28 protein-coding genes are annotated in these 17,953 nt (G+C 64.4%); 11 read left to right on the top strand and 17 right to left on the bottom strand.

Annotation, left to right across the window (positions count from 1 at the left end):
* Window positions 1–5: 5 nt before the first annotated feature.
* Window positions 6–968 (bottom strand): D-2-hydroxyacid dehydrogenase family protein, encoded by a 963-nt coding sequence (locus AC0WRY_RS28125; RefSeq protein ID WP_491121905.1) that lies wholly within the window; start codon window positions 966–968, stop codon window positions 6–8.
* A gap of 146 nt (window positions 969–1,114) precedes the next feature.
* Entirely contained in the window at window positions 1,115–1,330 is a 216-nt protein-coding gene (locus AC0WRY_RS28120) for a hypothetical protein (RefSeq protein WP_194404008.1), read from the bottom strand.
* A gap of 234 nt (window positions 1,331–1,564) precedes the next feature.
* On the opposite strand from AC0WRY_RS28120, the gene ettA reads away from it, so the two are divergent.
* The 3 genes from ettA (at window position 1,565) to AC0WRY_RS28105 (ending at window position 4,739) form a co-directional block, all read left to right on the top strand.
* Entirely contained in the window at window positions 1,565–3,214 is a 1,650-nt protein-coding gene (gene ettA, locus AC0WRY_RS28115) for an energy-dependent translational throttle protein EttA (RefSeq protein ID WP_194404007.1), read from the top strand.
* 86 nt (window positions 3,215–3,300) lie between these two features.
* Window positions 3,301–3,501 carry a hypothetical protein gene (locus AC0WRY_RS28110; protein WP_491121902.1) on the top strand — a complete coding sequence of 67 codons (201 nt, stop codon included), beginning with the start codon at window positions 3,301–3,303 and terminating at the stop codon, window positions 3,499–3,501.
* A gap of 41 nt (window positions 3,502–3,542) precedes the next feature.
* On the top strand, window positions 3,543–4,739 hold the full coding sequence (locus AC0WRY_RS28105) for a lytic murein transglycosylase (RefSeq protein ID WP_491121900.1): 1,197 nt from the start codon (window positions 3,543–3,545) through the stop codon (window positions 4,737–4,739).
* Between the two features lie 92 nt (window positions 4,740–4,831).
* On the opposite strand, the gene AC0WRY_RS28100 is transcribed toward AC0WRY_RS28105, so the two are convergent.
* Both AC0WRY_RS28100 and AC0WRY_RS28095 read right to left on the bottom strand, forming a co-directional pair.
* On the bottom strand, window positions 4,832–5,113 hold the full coding sequence (locus AC0WRY_RS28100; protein WP_491121898.1) for a hypothetical protein: 282 nt from the start codon (window positions 5,111–5,113) through the stop codon (window positions 4,832–4,834).
* A gap of 226 nt (window positions 5,114–5,339) precedes the next feature.
* On the bottom strand, window positions 5,340–5,663 hold the full coding sequence (locus AC0WRY_RS28095) for a hypothetical protein (RefSeq protein ID WP_194404005.1): 324 nt from the start codon (window positions 5,661–5,663) through the stop codon (window positions 5,340–5,342).
* Window positions 5,664–5,795: 132 nt separating this feature from the next.
* Between AC0WRY_RS28095 and AC0WRY_RS28090 the strand changes: the two genes are divergently transcribed.
* From AC0WRY_RS28090 to bfr, 3 genes are all read left to right on the top strand, one after another.
* Window positions 5,796–6,098, top strand: a complete 303-nt coding sequence (locus tag AC0WRY_RS28090; protein ID WP_491123507.1) for a hypothetical protein — start codon at window positions 5,796–5,798, stop codon at window positions 6,096–6,098.
* 161 nt (window positions 6,099–6,259) lie between these two features.
* The gene (locus tag AC0WRY_RS28085; protein ID WP_194404003.1) at window positions 6,260–6,532 is read left to right on the top strand and encodes a (2Fe-2S)-binding protein; all 273 of its coding nucleotides are present in this window, start codon (window positions 6,260–6,262) and stop codon (window positions 6,530–6,532) included.
* Between the two features lie 133 nt (window positions 6,533–6,665).
* On the top strand, window positions 6,666–7,154 hold the full coding sequence (bfr, locus tag AC0WRY_RS28080) for a bacterioferritin (RefSeq protein ID WP_024339472.1): 489 nt from the start codon (window positions 6,666–6,668) through the stop codon (window positions 7,152–7,154).
* Window positions 7,155–7,359: 205 nt separating this feature from the next.
* On the opposite strand, the gene AC0WRY_RS28075 is transcribed toward bfr, so the two are convergent.
* The 5 genes from AC0WRY_RS28075 to AC0WRY_RS28055 all read right to left on the bottom strand — a co-directional run bounded on the left by AC0WRY_RS28075 (window position 7,360) and on the right by AC0WRY_RS28055 (window position 10,417).
* Window positions 7,360–7,962 (bottom strand): MSMEG_1061 family FMN-dependent PPOX-type flavoprotein, encoded by a 603-nt coding sequence (locus AC0WRY_RS28075; RefSeq protein WP_211416236.1) that lies wholly within the window; start codon window positions 7,960–7,962, stop codon window positions 7,360–7,362.
* A 50-nt stretch (window positions 7,963–8,012) separates the two neighbouring features.
* Window positions 8,013–8,393: a DoxX family protein gene (locus AC0WRY_RS28070; protein ID WP_491121894.1), complete on the bottom strand. Its 381-nt coding sequence runs from the start codon at window positions 8,391–8,393 to the stop codon at window positions 8,013–8,015.
* Between the two features lie 75 nt (window positions 8,394–8,468).
* Window positions 8,469–8,822: a hypothetical protein gene (locus AC0WRY_RS28065; RefSeq protein ID WP_491121892.1), complete on the bottom strand. Its 354-nt coding sequence runs from the start codon at window positions 8,820–8,822 to the stop codon at window positions 8,469–8,471.
* Window positions 8,823–8,971: 149 nt separating this feature from the next.
* Window positions 8,972–9,322: an MmcQ/YjbR family DNA-binding protein gene (locus AC0WRY_RS28060; protein ID WP_491121890.1), complete on the bottom strand. Its 351-nt coding sequence runs from the start codon at window positions 9,320–9,322 to the stop codon at window positions 8,972–8,974.
* A gap of 18 nt (window positions 9,323–9,340) precedes the next feature.
* Window positions 9,341–10,417: an alpha/beta fold hydrolase gene (locus AC0WRY_RS28055; protein WP_491121888.1), complete on the bottom strand. Its 1,077-nt coding sequence runs from the start codon at window positions 10,415–10,417 to the stop codon at window positions 9,341–9,343.
* Between the two features lie 129 nt (window positions 10,418–10,546).
* Between AC0WRY_RS28055 and AC0WRY_RS28050 the strand changes: the two genes are divergently transcribed.
* Both AC0WRY_RS28050 and AC0WRY_RS28045 read left to right on the top strand, forming a co-directional pair.
* A complete protein-coding gene (locus AC0WRY_RS28050; RefSeq protein WP_491121886.1) occupies window positions 10,547–10,813 on the top strand; it encodes a DUF2277 domain-containing protein in 267 nt (88 codons plus the stop codon).
* A 98-nt stretch (window positions 10,814–10,911) separates the two neighbouring features.
* A complete protein-coding gene (locus AC0WRY_RS28045) occupies window positions 10,912–11,133 on the top strand; it encodes a hypothetical protein (protein ID WP_491121884.1) in 222 nt (73 codons plus the stop codon).
* A gap of 159 nt (window positions 11,134–11,292) precedes the next feature.
* Here the strand turns inward: AC0WRY_RS28045 and AC0WRY_RS28040 are convergent, their stop codons facing one another.
* From AC0WRY_RS28040 to AC0WRY_RS28030, 3 genes are all read right to left on the bottom strand, one after another.
* Entirely contained in the window at window positions 11,293–11,814 is a 522-nt protein-coding gene (locus tag AC0WRY_RS28040) for a collagen-like protein (RefSeq protein ID WP_491121882.1), read from the bottom strand.
* 67 nt (window positions 11,815–11,881) lie between these two features.
* Window positions 11,882–12,130 (bottom strand): helix-turn-helix domain-containing protein, encoded by a 249-nt coding sequence (locus tag AC0WRY_RS28035; RefSeq protein ID WP_128917339.1) that lies wholly within the window; start codon window positions 12,128–12,130, stop codon window positions 11,882–11,884.
* A 200-nt stretch (window positions 12,131–12,330) separates the two neighbouring features.
* Entirely contained in the window at window positions 12,331–13,098 is a 768-nt protein-coding gene (locus AC0WRY_RS28030; RefSeq protein ID WP_211416243.1) for an SDR family NAD(P)-dependent oxidoreductase, read from the bottom strand.
* Window positions 13,099–13,209: 111 nt separating this feature from the next.
* Here AC0WRY_RS28030 and AC0WRY_RS28025 point away from each other — a divergent pair, with 111 nt between their 5' ends.
* Window positions 13,210–13,707 (top strand): J domain-containing protein, encoded by a 498-nt coding sequence (locus AC0WRY_RS28025; protein ID WP_491121879.1) that lies wholly within the window; start codon window positions 13,210–13,212, stop codon window positions 13,705–13,707.
* A 64-nt stretch (window positions 13,708–13,771) separates the two neighbouring features.
* On the opposite strand, the gene AC0WRY_RS28020 is transcribed toward AC0WRY_RS28025, so the two are convergent.
* From AC0WRY_RS28020 to AC0WRY_RS28010, 3 genes are all read right to left on the bottom strand, one after another.
* On the bottom strand, window positions 13,772–14,023 hold the full coding sequence (locus AC0WRY_RS28020; RefSeq protein WP_194403993.1) for a hypothetical protein: 252 nt from the start codon (window positions 14,021–14,023) through the stop codon (window positions 13,772–13,774).
* Window positions 14,024–14,262: 239 nt separating this feature from the next.
* On the bottom strand, window positions 14,263–14,523 hold the full coding sequence (locus AC0WRY_RS28015) for a hypothetical protein (protein WP_491121877.1): 261 nt from the start codon (window positions 14,521–14,523) through the stop codon (window positions 14,263–14,265).
* Window positions 14,524–14,636: 113 nt separating this feature from the next.
* The gene (locus AC0WRY_RS28010) at window positions 14,637–15,023 is read right to left on the bottom strand and encodes a RidA family protein (RefSeq protein ID WP_491121875.1); all 387 of its coding nucleotides are present in this window, start codon (window positions 15,021–15,023) and stop codon (window positions 14,637–14,639) included.
* Window positions 15,024–15,488: 465 nt separating this feature from the next.
* Between AC0WRY_RS28010 and AC0WRY_RS28005 the strand changes: the two genes are divergently transcribed.
* A complete protein-coding gene (locus AC0WRY_RS28005) occupies window positions 15,489–15,923 on the top strand; it encodes a hypothetical protein (RefSeq protein ID WP_491121873.1) in 435 nt (144 codons plus the stop codon).
* A 6-nt stretch (window positions 15,924–15,929) separates the two neighbouring features.
* On the opposite strand, the gene AC0WRY_RS28000 is transcribed toward AC0WRY_RS28005, so the two are convergent.
* Window positions 15,930–16,580 (bottom strand): glutathione S-transferase family protein, encoded by a 651-nt coding sequence (locus AC0WRY_RS28000; protein WP_194403989.1) that lies wholly within the window; start codon window positions 16,578–16,580, stop codon window positions 15,930–15,932.
* Window positions 16,581–16,813: 233 nt separating this feature from the next.
* Window positions 16,814–17,329, bottom strand: coding sequence for a mismatch-specific DNA-glycosylase (locus AC0WRY_RS27995; protein ID WP_491121871.1), 516 nt, complete (start codon window positions 17,327–17,329; stop codon window positions 16,814–16,816).
* Between the two features lie 97 nt (window positions 17,330–17,426).
* Between AC0WRY_RS27995 and AC0WRY_RS27990 the strand changes: the two genes are divergently transcribed.
* Window positions 17,427–17,912 (top strand): DUF4262 domain-containing protein, encoded by a 486-nt coding sequence (locus AC0WRY_RS27990; protein WP_491121869.1) that lies wholly within the window; start codon window positions 17,427–17,429, stop codon window positions 17,910–17,912.
* Window positions 17,913–17,953 lie beyond the last annotated feature (41 nt).

The following is a 17,953-nucleotide window of genomic DNA, read 5'->3' as shown; positions in this document are numbered from 1 at the left end:
CGTTTTCAGGCCAGCTTGCGCGGCAGCTCGCCGCCCTTGGTGAAGGCGTCGATCGCCTCGACCATCTGGCCGTAATGGATGCGCAGACCGTCCTCGGTGGCGTAGCCGAGATGCGGCGTCAGCACGAGGTTGTCGAGCTTGCGGAAGGGATGATCGACCGGCAACGGCTCGACCGAGAACACGTCGATGCCGGCGCCCGCGATTTTGCGCTGCTGCAGCGCTTCGAGCAGCGCCTTCTCGTCCACGATCGGCCCGCGCGCGGTGTTGACGAGGAAGGCGGTCGGCTTCATCCGCGCCAGGTCCGCGCGGCCCACGAGACCACGCGAGCGTTCGCTCAGCACGACATGGATGGTGACGATGTCGGCCTTGGCGAACAGCTCCTCCTTGGTGGCGTAGCCGACGCCGGCCGCCGCACACTTCTCCGGCGTCAGGTTCGGGCTCCAGGCGATTACGTTCATGCCGAACGCCTTGGCGATGCCGGCCATCTTGGTGCCGAGCTTGCCGAGCCCGACGATGCCGAGCGTCATCCCCTCGATCTCGACGCCGGCAAAGGCCTGCCAGGGCTCGCCGGCATGCATGCGCGCGTTCTCGCGGCCAATGCCGCGGGTCAGCTCCAGGATCAGGCCCATGGTCAGCGGTGCCGTGGGATCGCGGGAATATTGCGTGCCGCCAATCGCGACGCCGCGCGCCTTGGCCGCCTCCATGTCGATCGACGCGTTGCGCATGCCGGAGGTCAGGAGCAGCTTCAGCTTCGGCAAGCTCTCGAACAGGCCCTTGGGGAAGGCCGTGCGCTCGCGCATCGCGCAGATGATCTCGAAGTCGGCAAGCGCGCTTGCCGCGGCCTGTTCAGAGGCGAAGGGATGGCTGAACACGGTGACGTCGACGCGGTCGGACAGTTTCTGCCAGTCGGCGACGTCGAGCGCGAGGTTGAAATAGTCGTCGAGAATTGCACAGCGCAGCCGGCTCATCAGCGTTGATCCAGGGCCAGAGTTGATCGCGAGAGGTGAGGGCGCGAGGGAAGCGCCGTCGTCGGAACCAAGGCCATGGTTGCGCGCAATCGCACCAGCGCGCAAGCCGCTTGCGTCCTCAAAAGCCCGATAGGAGAGAGAGGCGCTTAGAGGTCGCGGGGCTTCAGGCGGAACGGCGCATCCATGCCGTGCTTGGCGCGCCAGGCGGGGCCGGGGCCGCGCATGTAATGCAGTTCGGGCCGGTAGGGGTTGAAGGCGGTGGCGAAGAAGCGCTTCCAGAAGCCCTTGATCTCCGAGGCGAAGTCGGAGACTGGGCCGGCTTCTGCCGGAACAGGAAGAGAATGGGTCTCGATCAGAGCCATGATGCGGCCTCGCTGTGCTCCCGTTCGTTCTGAGCGGGTGGCGCTGTTTCCGCGCGAAACCGAGCTTTCGGCCTGATTTATTAAAAGATGGTTTCAATTGTCCGGATCGGTGGCCGGATGGTGTCCATCCCGTATTCGTCCGTGGTGAACGGACGGAAAACGTTGCCCTTTTGGGACGGGATCGCTACATCGCAGGCGAAGCAAATTTCCTCAAATCGAAGGTTTTCGGGACCGATGGCGCGCCAGTTCATCTATTTCATGCAAGGCCTGACCAAGAGCTACCCGACCCGGAAGGTGCTCGATAACATTCATCTGAGCTTCTACCCGGACGCCAAGATCGGCGTGCTCGGCGTCAACGGCTCGGGCAAGTCGACGCTGCTCAAGATCATGGCCGGGCTCGACAAGGAGTATAACGGCGAGGCCTGGGTCGCCCAGGGCGCCCGCGTCGGCTACCTCGAGCAGGAGCCGCAGCTCGACGCCAAGCTTTCGGTGCGCGAGAACGTCATGCTGGGCGTGGCCAAGCAGAAAGCCATCCTCGATCGCTACAACGAGCTGGCGATGAACTATTCCGAGGAAACCGCCGACGAGATGACCAAGCTGCAGGACGAGATCGAGGCCCAGGGCCTCTGGGATCTCGACAGCAAGGTCGACCAGGCCATGGACGCGCTGCGCTGCCCGCCCGACGAGGCCGATGTGACCAAGCTCTCCGGCGGCGAACGCCGCCGCGTCGCGCTGTGCAAGCTGCTGCTCGACCAGCCCGATCTGCTGCTGCTGGACGAGCCGACCAACCATCTCGACGCCGAATCCGTGTCGTGGCTCGAAAGCCATCTGCGCAGCTATCCCGGCGCGATCCTGATCGTCACCCACGATCGCTACTTCCTCGACAACGTCACGAGCTGGATCCTCGAGCTCGATCGCGGCAAGGGTATTCCCTACGAGGGCAATTACTCGTCCTGGCTGGTTCAGAAGCAGAAGCGGCTAGAGCAGGAGGGACGCGAGGACGCCGCGCACCAGAAGACGCTGGCCCGCGAACAGGAATGGGTCGCTTCGTCACCGAAGGCGCGTCAGGCCAAGTCCAAGGCGCGCTACCAGCGCTATGAGGATCTGCTCAAGCAGGCGAGCGAGAAGCAGACCCAGACCGCGCAGATCATCATCCCCGTCGCCGAGCGGCTCGGCGCCAACGTGGTCGATTTCGAAGGCCTCAGCAAAGGCTTCGGCGACCGCCTCCTGATCGACAACCTCACCTTCAAGCTGCCGCCCGGCGGCATCGTCGGCGTGATCGGCCCCAACGGCGCCGGCAAGACCACGCTGTTCAAGATGATCACCGGCCAGGAGAAGCCGGATTCCGGTTCGATCACGGTCGGCGAGACCGTTCATCTCGGCTATGTCGACCAGTCGCGCGACGCGCTCGACGGCAACAAGAACGTGTGGGAGGAAATCTCCGGCGGCAACGAGCTGATCCTGCTCGGCAAGAAGGAAGTGAACTCGCGCGGCTATTGCTCCGCGTTCAACTTCAAGGGCGCCGACCAGCAGAAGAAGGTCGGTGCGCTTTCCGGCGGTGAGCGCAACCGCGTGCATCTCGCCAAGATGCTGAAGTCCGGCGCCAACGTCCTGCTGCTCGACGAGCCGACCAACGACCTCGACGTCGACACGCTGCGCGCGCTCGAAGAGGCGCTGGAGGATTTTGCCGGCTGCGCCGTCATCATCAGCCATGATCGCTGGTTCCTCGACCGTATCGCGACCCACATCCTGGCCTTCGAAGGCGACAGCCACGTCGAATGGTTCGAAGGCAACTTCCAGGACTACGAGAAGGACAAGATGCGCCGGCTCGGCCAGGACAGCATCATCCCGCACCGCGTGAAGTACAAGAAGCTGACGCGGTGATGGCTATTGGCGCCCGCGATTTGCCGCGGGCGCATCCCCGGCGGCCCAGCATTTTCATCCGATAGCCCCTGTGATAAGATGTCCGCATGGTCGAGCCTGACAGCATGGTTCTGGAGCTCTTGCGCCACATCCGCGCGGCGGTCGATGACGTGCGGGATGATATCCGCGAGATGAAGCAGCGCATCGGCAATCCGGAAAGCCAGTACGCGAACATGTCGAACCGGCTTGATCGCACGGATGTTCGCATCGAGCGGATTGAACGACGTCTCGATTTGGCTAACGCGTGAACGGACTGAGCCGACTGCTTGGGTGCGTCGTCGCTGCTCTATTGCTCGCGTCGATTCTCTATCATTCCGCCCGCGCCGCCGACGCGGCCTTTACACAATTCATCGCCTCGCTGTGGCCGGAAGCGCAGGCGGAAGGCGTCTCGCGCGCGGTGTTCGACGCGCAGACGCGCGGTCTCGAGCCTGATTACAAGCTGCCCGACCTGATCCTGCCCGGGCGCCCCGCGACCGGCGCGCCGTCGCAGGCCGAGTTCGTGCAGGTGCCTGCGGACTATGTGAGGGAGGCCTCGATCGCGCGGCTTGCTGGCGAGGGACAGCGGCTGCTGCAAAAATATCGCGCCGCGCTGAGCGAGATCGAAAAGAAGTCCGGCGTGCCGGCGACCGTGATGCTCGCGATCTGGGGCCGCGAGACCGATTACGGCCGCTACACTCTGCCTTACGATCTCGTCCGCGTGCTGGCGACGCAGGCCTATGTCGGACGCCGCAAGGATCAGTACCGCACCGAGTTCATCCTCGCGCTGAAGATCCTGGGCGAGGGCGTGGTGACGCGCAAGGACATGCGCTCGTCCTGGGCGGGCGCCACCGGGCTGACGCAATTCCTGCCGTCCGAATATTACAAGCACGGCGTCGATTTCGACGGCGACGGCCGCATCGACATCTGGCACTCGGTGCCGGATGCGCTGGCCTCGGCCGCGCAGCAGCTCGTCAACAAGGGCTGGCAGAGCGGCCTGCGCTGGGCCTATGAAGTGCAGGCGCCGGCCAAGGTCGATTGCAGCACAGGCGTGCCCGAGGTGACGAAGCCGATCGGCCAATGGCTGCTCGAGGGCTTCGTGCCGGTGCGCGGACAGAAGCTCAGCGCCGCCGAGCAGGAGCAACCGGCTTCGCTGCTGCAGCCCGAGGGCATCTACGGCCCGTCATTCCTCACGACGAAGAACTATTTCGTCATCAAGGAATACAATTTCTCCGACCTCTATGTGCTGTTCGTCGGCCACCTTGCCGATCGCATGACGAGCCCGCTGCCGTTCGCAACGCCCTGGTCGGCCTCCAGGCAATTGCGCACCAAGGATGTCGAGACGATGCAGCGCGGCCTCACGCGGATCGGGCTCTACAAGGACAAGATCGACGGCAAGGCCGGCATGCAGACCCGCGCGGCGCTGGGTGCCTATCAGAAGTCGGCAGGCCTCAAGGTCGATTGCTGGCCGAGCGAAGAGGTGCTGCGTTCGATCCAGGCGGCGCGATAGCGGCTCGCGCTTCTCTGATCTCAAAGAAAAAGCCCGGCCGATGGTCTCGGCCGGGCTTCGATCGCGGCGCTGACGAGCGCCATGCGATCAGATCAGTAGCAAACGCGAACCGGGCGAACGACCCAACCGTAGCCATCCCAATAACGCTGGCGCTGCCAGTAGCAGGGCGCGGGCGGCGGGGGCTCAGCGACGTAGACGGGGCCGCCATAGGCGGGACGGCTCGACGCGATGGCGCCGCCGACGATGGCGCCGCCGATCAGGCCGGCTGCGATGCCGGCGCCGACGCCGTCATGGGCCTTCGCGGACGGCATGGCGGTCAACAGCGAACCGGCGACCGTCGCAACCGTGAGGGCGGCAACTAAAGTCTTCTTCATGCTCTTGGCTCTCCTGGGAGATGGGTTCCTCTTGTTAGAGGCGCCCGGGTTTCAAAGGTTCACGCACACGCTGAGGGAATTGGCCGTGCAGCTAAGAAGCGCGCAATTGGTCAACCCACGGTAAACGCACACGGAGCTGTGACGAGAAAAAGCGGTCTTTTTCAGGCCCCGAGATGAACGGCGCATCCGTAGTGAACCGGTCCACGCGAACCCTGCTTGCGGCGCCTCAGCCGCAGACTCTGACGCGGCGGACGCGCCAGCCATAGCCGTCCCAGAAGCGCTGCTTCTGCCAGACGCAGCCGCCGCCATAATAGCCGTCGGCGACGTAGCCGGGACCCGGCGCATAGTAGCGGCGCGGGTAATAGCCGGGTTCGTAATAGCCCGGGCCGGGTCCGTAATAATACGGAGATGCCAGCGCGCCGCCGACAATGGCGCCGCCGATGATCCCGGCCGCCACGCCTGCCGCGACACCGCGCTGGGCCTGGGCCGGTGTTACGGCCGCAACGGCCAGGGTGGCGACGGCCGCGACCGCCAGGAGCAATTTCTTCATTGGTTGACCTTTCGCACAAACACGCTGGAACACTTTGGGAGCAGAGTTCCATACTTCGTTTGAATGATCAATGAACGGCACCTTCGCCAGACCCGACCAATTCATGTGGACTGCGGCTCTGCCAGGGAGGCGATGATGGGCAACGCGATGATAAATGCACTGGTCGCTGCCGGGATCGTTTTTGCGATCGGCTATGGCTGGTTGACCCATCTCCAGAACCGCGGCCGGCGCTCGCGCGCCGGGGCTGGCGGCGACAGTGGAAGCAGCAGCACCGGCTCTGGAACCAGCGACGGCTTTTCGCTGGGGAGCTGGTTCTTAAGCGACAGTTCGGGCAGCTCGAACGACGGTGGCAGTTGCTCCAGCAGCGATAGCGGCAGCAGTGGCGGTGATTGCGGAGGCAGCGGCGGCGACGGCGGGGGAGGCGGCGGCGATTAGATCCTCTCAAATCTTGATCCAGCGCAACGCCGTAATTTAGGGCCGTTCTAAGCTGCTTTCGGGCCAGTTTGGAATAGCTTCAAATACCGGTTTTTCCTTTTGCATCCGGCCGGCCCGTTAAATATCGATGATGACGCATCACCGAGGGGCCTGCTGCTTCCATGATCGTTTGTTCCTGTAACGTGCTGAGCGATGTCGACATCCGCGCCGCCGTCGCCGAGTCCGACGACGCCGTGCGCCACGCCAAACAAGTCTATGGATGCCTCGGCTGTAACGCCGAATGCGGCCGCTGTGCGCGAACGATCAAGACCATCATCGACGAAGCCCTTGGCCCCTGCGCCCAGTCCTGCTGTGCCGGCTGCCCGCACAGCCACACCGTGGCCGCCAACGACGAGACGGCGGAGCCCGCCCAGTTCGCCCTCGCGGCCTGCTAAAATCTTCCCTTCGGATTGGCTGCGCTTTTCCCCGGCTGCGTCCGCGTGGCCAGTTGCCCTCATCCATAAACTGACTTAGAAGCGTTCTAAATTCGGTCGGGGCCGATTTGGAATGCAAGAGCTGGAGTGAACCATGCAGGGCGACGCAAAAGTTATCGACTATCTCAACAAGGCGCTGCGTCACGAACTGACTGCGATCAACCAGTACTGGCTGCACTACCGCTTCCTCGACAATTGGGGCCTGCTCGACATGGCCAAGGTCTGGCGCAAGGAGTCCATCGAGGAGATGGAGCATGCCGACAAGCTGACTGCGCGCATCCTGTTCCTCGACGGTTTCCCGAACATGCAGGTGCTCGATCCCCTGCGCATCGGCCAGAACGTCAAGGAGATCATCGAGTGCGATCTCGCCGCCGAGATGAGCGCGCGGGCGCTCTATCAGGAAGCGGCCACCTATTGCCACGGCGCCAAGGACTACGTCACGCGTGACCTGTTCGAGAAGCTGATGAGCGACGAGGAGCACCACATCGACTTCCTCGAAACCCAGCTCGACCTGATCGGCCGCATCGGCCTCGAGCTCTACACCCAGAAGCACGTCGGTGGGCTCGAGGGCGAGGGGCACTAAGCTCCGGCTTTCGCCGCATACTCCAGTGTAGTCCCCGCGAACGCGGGGATCTACACCGAGCGATCGATCTGCACGTGGCGGTGTTCGTACCGCCGGATAGGCTCTTCACTGCAAGTCCTCGCCAAACGCCTCTGCGGGGTTATGGGACCCGGCGTTCGCCCGGACGACACCGTGGCTGTTGCTCCACCGCTGAACTGAGCTTCAGCTACAACTGCGTCTTGTAGATTTCTTCCACGGTTTCCTGGCTGGCCGGCTCGCCGAGGCCGGTCTGGTCGTGAATGACCGTCACGATGCTCGGCATCACCGAGCGCTGCACCTTTTCCGACGACCACAGCTTCGAGCGCATCAGCGCCTTGCCGCAGTGGAAATAGACTTCGCTCACAGTGACGTTCAGCACCGCGCGCGGCGGCTTGCCGAACTCCACCATGGAGGCAAGCAGATCCGGATCGGCCGACAGCGTGCCGCGACCGCCGACGCGCAGCGTCTCGTCGATCCCTGGGACGAAGAACAACAGCTGCACGAAGCCCGAGCCTTCGACGACGTTGCGGAAGCTGTCGATCCGGTTGTTGCCGGAGCGGTCGGGCATCAACAGCTGATTGGGGCCGGCGACGTGGACGAAGCCGATGCCGCCGCCGCGCGGCGAGGCATCGACGCTGCCGTCCGCTCCCGACGTCGCGAGCACGCAGAATGGCGACATCTCGATGAATTTCTTCGCGTGCGCGTCGATCGCGGGACGCGCCTTTGCGATCACGCGCGGGCTCGGCTTGGCATAGATGGTGGCGAGGTCTTCGGCGCAAAGCTGGGTCACGAAGGTCTCCTTGATTGACGTGTCGAGACTATCATTCCCCGGCCGCCCCGCTATCCCTTTTGTCGCCGCCATGGCCATGCGATCACGTCGGCGCAGTAGAGTGCCCACCAGATCAGCACGGGCTGAAGCGCCAGGCGCGGACCATGGTAAAGCCAGCTATTGGGGATGGGCGGAACGTCGATACCCTCCAGCGCGTGCTTGATGTTCGCAGGCCAAACGCAAAGCGCATAGAGCGCGAGCGCCACGCCTGCCCACCAGCGCAGCGGCGTCATCAGCAATGCAATCGAGCCCGCAACCTCACAAATGCCGGTGACGAGAATGACCTCTATCGGGAAGGGAACCCAGGACGGCGCGATCGCGAGAAACTTGTCGGGGACGGCCAGATGCGCAAACCCGGCAGCGACGTAGAGTGCGGCAAGAGCGAAGCGCATCACCGCGCGCCTGCGGTCGGGTTCAGAAGCCATCGCTCGAACTACCACGCGCGGTACTGACGCGCCATCGCGCGGCTAGACCGCATCCGCCGGCACGAAGCAGCTGATGATGATGGCGCCACGGTGGTGGACATACCACACCACGGCCTGGCCGACCGGATTGCCGCGGTCGCGGATGATGGCGCGGTCGGGCACCTCCATCCATTGTCCTTCGATCGGCACCCAATAGGCGCCGCCGCGCACATCATAGTCGGTGCGATGGCCGTCGGAGACGTCGCAGCAGGGCACGCCGTTCGGCGCGATGACGCTCTTGAACCAGGCGCGGATGTCGGGCGGGACGTGGTCGTATTGACCGTTGTCGAACGCGAGTGCGGCGCCGGTCAGCGCCGTCGTCGCGATCAGCCAGACGCACAGTGCGAGCCTGTGCATGCGATCCCTCCTCGTCGTGGCCTGATCTTCGCGTGCGAGTCCTGCTCGCGTCGATTCCATCGTTGACGCGATTAAGCCCGAGCTATCGGCGCATTGCATGCCCAAATAATATGCGGCGCAGGGGGCGCCGCGCATGATGCGATGCGGTATCAGCTTCGCGATCGCGTCTCGATCGACGCGAGCAGCGATTTCGGTGCAACGTTGCGCCAGGCCATATCGAGCGCGCTCCGCAACGTCGTCGGATCGATCTTCGCGAGTTTCACATTCGTGCTGCCGCTCTTGCCCCAGGCGCCAGGGACCGGACGAAACAGCTCCGGTTCGGCGTCGACGAGCATGGCCTGCTGGTCCGGCGTAAGCTTCACCATGCCCCATGTGTCATCGGGATAACCCAGCGTCGCGAACACGCGCTTGCCGATGCGGAAGTCGGCATGGCCGTGATGTTCGCCCTCGATGACGCCGGGAAGCGCGAGTGCAGACTTGCGAAAGCGGGATTTCGACATGCCATCTTGCTGCTCGCATTACATCGTCCGCTGCGGGGCGGTCTGCAACAATTGCCGGACCTGCTCGACGTAGAATTTGGCATTGCCCGTAGTGCCGTGGCCGCGCGTCTCGGTGCTTGCCGGGATGAGATACAGCTTGCCGTTCTTGACCCGCTTCATCGCTGCGTCGGTGATGCCAGTCTCCGGCGGATTGCGCTCGTCGTCGGCGGAATTGATCAGCAGCAGCGATGCTTCGATGGCTTCGAGTTTCTCGCCCGCATTGTAGTCGTGCGAGGACTCCCACTGGTAGACGAAGTCGTTGGCATCCGCCGTGATCGGCGTCGCCAGCCGGTCGTCGACCATCTTGTCGGCCTTGGCCGCGGTCGGCGCCTGCGCCTGATAAGCCAGTGTGCCGCCGATGCTGGCGATGCCGTAAGCGGTGGCTGCGTATTTCATCATGCGCGGCTGGCTGGTGTAGTTGCCGCCATTGTAGTCGGGATCGTTGCGGATGGTGTCGAGCATGATCCGCCGCGTCATCCAATTGCGCGAGGCCATTTCGGTCGGCTGCGAGGCCATCGGGATCAGCGCGTCCATCGCCTTCGGATATTTCTCGCCCCACAGCCAGGTGTGCATGCCGCCCATCGAATTGCCGATGACGAGGCGGAGATGCTTGACGCCGAGGCCTTCCGTCACCAGGCGATATTGCGCCTCGACCATGTCGTCGTAATTGTATTTCGGGAAGCTGGTTTTCATTCCGTCCGACGGCTTCGATGATTTGCCGTGGCCGATCCCGTCGGGAATGATGATGTAATATTTGGAGGCGTCGAGCGGTTGCCCCGGGCCGAACAGCTCACCACCGAAGGAAGGCCCCAGCATGCCGGTGCCCGAGCCGCCCGTGCCATGCAGCACCAGCACCGGCTGGCCCGTGGGCTCGCCCACGGTGGTGTAATGCAGCTTCAGCTCCGGCATGGTCTCGCCGGTGTGGAACTTGAAGTCCTTGGCGATCCAGTCGCCTTGCTTGGGGGCCGGATGATCGGCGGCCGATATGGGTGTGGAGATGGCCGACATCGAAATCGACAGTAGAACGGCCGACAGCGCCGCGCAGAGCATCTTCATGTTGTTCTCCCCCGTTGCGGCTCATGGTCGGCGGCCGCGTTACGGCGGAACTTAGCAGAACTGCGAAGAAGGATGTAGGATTTCAGCTCCGCCGATCGTCTTCATGGAAACATCCGGAGAGAGGCCTGCATGTGCCGCAACATCAAGACGCTGTTCAACTTCGAGCCGCCGGCGACGGAGGATGAGATCCACGCCAGCGCGCTCCAGTTTGTGCGAAAATTGTCCGGCTTCAACAAGCCGTCGCAGGCCAACGAGGCGGCGTTCGACCGTGCCGTGGCGGAGGTTTCGGAGGCCGCGCGGAAACTCCTGAGCTCGCTGCACACCCATGCCCCGGCGCGCGACCGCGAGGTCGAGGCGGAGAGGGCCAAGGAGCGCTCGCGGCTGCGCTTCGGCTAGCGGTCGCTGACAAGCCCATTCCGTGATCTGGCTCACGGAAGAAAGCCTCCAGGTAAGCGATGGTGTTCGCCGGGGTTTTGACAGCCCGGAGCACGATCATGAATCGCCCCCTTCTTCCCCTGAAAGCAGGTGCCATTGTTTTCACGCTGCTATGGACGGCGTGGATGATGTGGTGGAGCGGCTCGTTCTCGAGCGCGAACGTGGTCATCCTGGCGCTGTGCGGTGCGGCGGTCGGCTATCTCTGGTATCGCGCCATGCGCTGGCAGTTCGAGCGCATGGGCATGCTGCCGCACAAGGACGACGCGTCCGGTTCGTCTTGACCTGGCTGGTGTCCCGGAGGCGGTGCGGCGCGAAGTGCCGCTCCGCAGAGCTGGGACCCAAAATGACCCGCACATCGCTTGGCGAGACGGGCCCCCGCTCAGCAGCGCAGCATTGCACGCCGCGCTGCGTCCAGGGCACTAAGCCCTCGGATGCGGCACTTAGTCCTTCTGGCCGTGCTTCTTCTTTTTCTTCTTCTTCCTGGGCCCGTCGCCTTCGCCGTCGTCGCTCTCGGTGTCGACGGTCGCTGCATCGGGCTCCTGCACGGCGGCCTCCAGCGCTTCGCGCTCGGCGGCTTCGCGCTCGCGCTGACGGCGCCGCTCGTCCCAGGCGTCGAACAGCTGATCGAGCCATGGCAGCACCTGTTCGATCGAGGGCAATTGACCGGCAGGTCCCGGCTCGCCGCGCGGGCCTTGCGGCCCCGCAGGTCCTTGCGGCCCTGCAGGACCCTGCACGCCGATGGCCCCGCGCGGGCCGGCCTCGCCTTGCTTGCCTTGCGGCCCGGGCTTGCCCTGAGGTCCCGCCTTTCCGAGCGGCCCCGGCTTGCCCTGCGGACCCGGCTTGCCGCGCGCGCCGTCGGGGCCGCGCCGGCCCGGATGACCTTGCGGTCCCGGCCGTCCCGGCTCGCCCTGCCGTCCGCGCGGCCCTTGAGGTCCCTGCCGCCGTCCCTGATCGTCTGCCACGCCACTGCTCCCCTGTCACGGAAGCAAGCTACTTAGCGGCGTTTGACGACAGCAGCAATTCCGCGCGCTAATCCTGATAGGCGGGCACGTCGATGCCGGAGGCGGCGTAGAGCTTGATCTTGTTGCGCAGCGTGCGCACCGACAGGCCGAGCACGCGCGAGGCGCGCGTTCGGTTGCCGTCGCAGCGCGCCAGCGTCTGGAGCACGAGCTCGCGCTCGACCTCGTCGACGGTGGCGCCGATCAGAAGCGGAACGATCTGGTTAGGAGCAAGAAATTGCGCGCCCGGCTCGGACGCGGCGACGTGAACAGTGGTCATCAACACACTCCCCGATCAACGCCCGCTTCCATCGTTGGAAGCGGATCGAGAACAAACGACCCCCAAGCCGTAGATCCACGGTGGTCGGGTTTGGTTAACGAAAGGTTAATTGGGGAGCATCGCACCAGATGACCTCGGGAATGCCGCGAAGCCGCCGCGATTGGCAGAAGATGCATATCAATGCGGCCCGGTCTGCTTCCTCACACCGTCCGGTAGCCACCGTCCACCATCACGATCGTTCCCGTGACATAGGCCGACAGATCCGACGCGAGGAAGAGCGCGGGGCCGACGATATCCTCCGGTTTGCCGGTGCGCGCCAGCGGGGTGTGGTCGACGAAGGCCTGCACCAGCGCCGGATTGGTGGCGCGCACATTGGCGTTGATGTTGGTCTCGATGAAGCCCGGCCCGATCGCGTTGACGCGCACGCCTTCCTTGCCGAGCTCAACCGCGAGCGCCTTGGTGAAGCCGAGCACGCCGTGCTTCGAGGTCGTATAGGCCGCCGAGCTCGGCGTGCGCAGATGCACGAAGGACTGGATCGAGCCGATATTGACGATGCGGCCCTTGCTCGCGCGCAGAGGTGCGAGGAAGGCCTGCGTCATGTTGAAGACGCCGTTGAGGTTGAGCGAGATGATGTCGTTCCAGTCCTTCGCCACCGTCTCGGTCTCCGCGGTGAAGGCGTTGCGGCGGGTGATGCCGGCATTGTTGACGAGGATCGAGACCTGCCCGACCTTGCCTTCGACCTGCTTTGCCAGCGCGAAGCAATCCTCGCGCCTGGTCACGTCGAGCGCAAAGCTCTCGGCCTTGCCGCCCGCTTCTCGGATCTCCTGCGCGGCCTCCGCGACCGTGTCGGAATTGACGTCGAGCAGCACCACCCGCGCGCCCTCGCGCGCGTAGCCGGCGGCGATCGCGCGGCCGATGCCGGAACCGGCCCCGGTGACGACGGCGATGTGGTTTGCGAGCAATGCCATGACATTTTCCTCCCGATTTCTTTTCGAAGTTTCACCAAACGCTAACTCGAAATTAAGGGGTCGGAAACGGCAGCCTTGGCATACTGATCTCGATTGCTAAACGTTGCACGCATGATGGAACGGCTCGACACTCGGCTGGACTCCTGGAAACTGGCTCTGGAACGCCTGCGGTCGGCGCAATCCGCCGACTTCGCCGAGGCGGGCCGGCTCGTGGCCGAGATCGCGCGGATGAGCGTCGACGTCACGCTGCGCCAGGCGGCGGAGCAGGCGCTGCCGGTGCTGCGCCAGGCGGTCGACAATGACGATGACGGCGTCACGCTGGCGGCGCAGCGCCGTCTCGGCGTGGTGCTCGAGGTCGTCCATGATTTGACCGCGCCGCGCTTCGGCCGCCGCAACGCTGCGCCGAAGAAGCTCTCCAGCGAGGATCGCGCCCGCAAGATGCTCGGGCTGCCGCTCGCGGTGCAGCTCACCTGCGAGGACATCAACCAGGCCTATCGCCGCGCCGCCAAGGGCATGCATCCCGACCACGGCGGCAGCACGCAAGCCTTCATCGACCTCGCCGCCGCGCGCGACGTCCTGATCCATCCCGGCGCGCACAAGGACGCGTGAAAAACAAAGCGGGCAAGGACGAGGTCTTCGTCCTTGCCCGGCTCTTCGTCCGCCGATCGAAATCCTACCAGGTGCAGTGACCGTTCTTCAGCGCGGCATCCTTCGCCGCGAGTGCGTCGATGAAGGTCGGCATGCTCGCGCTGGCACGGTGATAGCCGGCCGGCCACGGCGTGGTCGGGATGCTCTCGTCCCAGATCTGGCAGAAGCCCGAGTCCTGCCAGCGGATCAGGTGATAGCTGGCCTGTGCAGGGCTCGCGGCGACGAACGCGGTGACGGCAAGACCGGCGGCAGCGCACAGCACGGAAATACGACGCATGATCAGCTCCTCAAATGAATGATGTGATGCGCCTCCCGGCAATGCGGGGAGGGCTTGTGCCGGACGTCTGTGGGTGATGCGCGCCGGACAAGATGTGAGTCATTCCACGCGCCGATCAGGTTCAAACATCGTGAGCGAGACCTGGCCGGTTTCGGCTGCGAAAATGCGCGGGTCCCGCAAACGAAAAGGGCGGACCGCTCGCGCGATCCGCCCTCGACATCCGTCTTGTCGCGTCAAGCCTAGAGCGTGCAGCGGCGCTCCGCGCGCATCTTGATCTGGAGGTCGGACGCCTGCTGGAAGGTCGGCATCGGCTTGCTGACGACCTTGTAGGTCGACACCCCGATCTGGAGAGGCTTGTACTGCAGGTCCTCGTTCCAGACCTGGCAGATGCCGGTGTTGTCCCAGCGGATCACGTAATAGCCGGCCTTGGCGGACGCGGGCACGGCGAACGCGGAGGAAGCGATGCCGGCAACGGCACAGAGGGCGAGAACGCGACGCATGAAATATCTCCTGAAGGGAAGGTGAGAGGAAAACTGGTGCGGCAAAACAATGCTTCTGGCAAGCCGGGCGGCGGTCGATCACGGATATGTCAGCCGTCCCTCCGCCGTTCGAACTAGCCCTTCGCCAGCGAGGCCACCGCCTCGATCTCGATCAGCATCTTCGGATCGGGCAGGGCCTGCACCACGCACGTCGTGCGCGCCGGGTAGGGCGGCGGACCGAAGGCGCCGGCATAGAGCGCATTCATGGCGGCGACGTCGGAGGGGCGGGTCAAGAGCACGTTGACCTTGGCGAGGTCGCGGACACCGGCGCCGGCCTCGTCCAGCAAGCGCTTGATGTTGACGACGACATTGGCGAACTGCGCCTCGAAACCATCAGGCAGCGCGCCATGGGCGTCGAAGCCGGGAATGCCCGAGACGAACAGGAGATCGCCGACCCGCGTCGCAAAGGACAGCGGCGGCGCTTTCACGTGCGGCGGGGGCGCGAAATGCTGGATCGGCATGGGATCACCTCGAAGGAAGGTCGCTGATGCCACAAGCGTAGCGGCAGGTGAGGAGGCCTCAAAACAAAAAATGCGAAAACAACCCCATGCACAGTAGGAGGGGGACGGAAATCATTGGGGTTTTCGAATTCGGTTATACCGAGGATGATGAATTGCATCGTCGGGCAAAACAGGGGCATCATCGCATGCTGCGATTGGTCCGTGCTGCCGCCCCAAACTCCGCCGTCATGCCCCGGCTTGACCGGGGCATCCAGTACGCCGCGCCCTTTTGGCTCAACCATGACCGCCCCTGGACACTGGATCGCCCGGTCCTGGTGCCCAATTGCGCACTGGCCGGGCGATGACAGCTCGGTGTTTGGCGGACAGCGCGACTGACACTGCCCCATCATGTTGCCGCCCCGATCAATCAGATACATTCCCTTCGTCTGATTCGAATCCCCCTAAAGACAGCCCCCGGAGACCCCCATGAAGCTTGCATCCACCCTTCGCGCCGTGCTGGTCGCCATCGCGGCCCTGGCCGGACTTTCGACCGCGGCGCAGGCCGACAGCGGTTTCGTGACGCTGACGATCTACAAGGCGGGCTGGATCATCGGCGGCTCGGGCGGCAGCGGCGTGCTCAACTTCCGCGGCCGCACCTATGGGCTCTCCACCGGCGGCCTCGACTACGGCCTCGTGTTCGGCGGCTCGAAAACCGTGCTGCGCGGCCGCGTCAGCAACATCAACCGTCCCTCCGACGTCGCCGGGGTCTACGGCGCCGCCGGCGCGGGCCTCGCCGTGGGCGCCGGCGCCCGCGCCATCGTGCTGACCAACCAGAAGGGCGCCGTGCTGGAGCTGACGGGGCAACAGGTCGGCCTGATGGCGAACGCCGATCTCAGCGGGCTCGCGATCACGATGCGCTAGGGACGGCTACGAGCGCGCCGTTGCGGTGAACACCGCAAGCTGCGCGTCGAACGCGCGGCGGAACGCGGGCCGTGCCTCGCCGCGCGCGACGTAAGCGGCGATGGCAGGATATTCATCGAGCAGGCCCGATGTGTTCAACCGCCGCAGCACCGTCACCATCATGAGATCGCCGGCGCTGAACGCGCCGTCGAGCCAGTCCGCACCACTGATGCGAGCGGACAATTCGCCGAGCCTGACGCGGACGCGATCCTGCAACATCGGCAGCCGCTCCGCGGACCAGCTCTTGTCGCGCTCGAAGAGCATCGCCATGGTGAGCTCGACGATCGGCGGCTCAATTGTGCTCAGCGCGGCGAACATCCACGCGATCGCGCGGGCGCGCGTATTGGCATCTTTAGACAGCAAGCCATCATGGCGCTCGGCGATGTGCAGCACGATTGCGCCGGACTCGAACAGCGCGAGATCGCCATCCTCATAGGTCGGAATCTGCCCGAACGGATGCAGCGCAAGATGCGCGGGCTCCTTCATCGCCTTGAACGACACGAGGCGGACGTCGTAGGGCTGACCGACCTCCTCGAACGCCCAGCGAACCCGCATGTCGCGGGCCTGGCCCTTGCCGCGGTCGGGGGAGTTTTCGAAGGCGGTGATGGTAGGGGGCATTGGAGGCTCCGGGGTGATCGTTTCCAGGACGAACGACGGATACTGTCTCCGACAGACTGTGTGCGAAATACCGGTGGTGGCGTGCCCCGGACGCAGTGCAGCGCGACGCCACTTGCGGCGCGATGCGCTGCAGAGCCGGGGCCCATGACGAACCCGTGCCGGAGCTTCTGGATCCCGGGTCTGCGCTACGCTTGCCCGGGACACGAGAGCAGACGCAATCCGGCAGTCGCCGCTCAGGGTGCGCGACCAATCCACGCCCCCAGTTCGCGCCACGGCTCGATCGTCCAATGCCCGGACGCCGCGCCGGACGGCGAGGGAAGCACGAATATCTCCGGCAAGCTTCCGTCGCGCACCTGCCGCCCCAGCGCGATCGCAGCCGACGGCTTGCCATAAAACAAGCTCGCCGCCTTCTTGCTCGTGAACGCGATCGTTCGCGGCCGACACTTTTCGATCTTGGCTTTGAAGCCGGGTACGTCGATCGAAGCAGCCTCGATCTGGTGATCCATCCCGGCACCCGACTTGGACAGATCAGTGAAACCGATGCCGAGCGCGATCAGCTCCGCGAACTCGCCCGGCTGATAGCGCCGCGGCGTGATCCCGGCCTCATGGATCGCGCGCCAGAAGCGGTTGCCGGGATGCGCGTAGTAGTGCCCGAGCTCCGCCGAGCGCGTCGAGGCGGCGGTGCCGACGAAGACGAGGCGGAGGTTGGGACGGAGCTGGTCGGGAAGGCGGTGAATGATGTTGGACATCTTCGATGCAGCTATTGGCTTGCTTCTTCCCTGAATCTGCCGTCGTTATTATCAGAGGCGTGTGAGCGCCGTGCGCCTCAGGCCGGCTGGGGGATTTATGCAAGACCAATTTGAGTGGCCCAAGCCGGAGCACGAGGCCGACAAGGTCATCCTGCGCAATGTCCGCAACCACGGCTGCCATATCACAGGCGTACCAGATGCCAATCCACCATTTGCATTTTCGATCGGTCTGTATCTGAACTACGGCCACCCCGAACTCCTTATCTTCGGTCAGAGCGCCCAGAACGCGCAGGCGATCATCAACCTGATCCGCGATCGGGCTGCGGCGGGAGATAAATTCGACGACGACAGTATCTCCGACGAACTGCTGGAGAACGGCTACAAGCTCGGATTCTGGCAAGTGCCGTTGGCGGCTTATCCTGATTACCTCGGCACTGCGATCTGGTTCTACCGGAAATCGCGACTTGCGTTCCCCTGCCTGCAAGTCATTTGGCAGGACGTCAACAGGCGATTCCCTTGGGAGCCGGAATGCTCGGTCTCCGTGAAGGCGGATCAGCCATTGTTGAAGAAGACCGTTTCTTGAAGCGACGCTTCTGCAAGAAAGCCGGGCGAATGGCCCGGCTT

It is taken from the genome of Bradyrhizobium sp. T-12 (assembly GCF_058314695.1).
The sequence above is the reverse complement of the archived record's forward strand: the minus strand, read 5'-3'. Positions and strand labels throughout refer to the sequence as shown.